Below are 209 nucleotides of genomic sequence, written 5' to 3' on the forward strand. Positions count from 1 at the left end.
TGTCGACACTGGCGACACCCACAGCGTCACCGCCGTCAATGGCTCGGCCGGCAATGTCGGTGCCAACCTCGTCGGCACGTACGGCACGCTGCATCTCAACAGCGACGGCACCTACACCTACACGCTCAACAATGGCCTGGCCTCGGTCCAGGCGTTGGCCGAAGGTGCCAGCGTCACCGACGTCTTCACCTACACCAACGCCGACAACC

Annotated in this window: 1 protein-coding gene; it reads left to right on the top strand. The window is 64.1% G+C overall.

The window, feature by feature from the left end:
* The coding region (locus EN808_RS36165) for a VCBS domain-containing protein (RefSeq protein ID WP_135918295.1) at positions 1-209 on the top strand (209 nt) is incomplete at both ends.

Origin of the sequence: Mesorhizobium sp. M8A.F.Ca.ET.165.01.1.1 (assembly GCF_004792065.1) — a bacterium.
GTDB lineage: Bacteria > Pseudomonadota > Alphaproteobacteria > Rhizobiales > Rhizobiaceae > Mesorhizobium.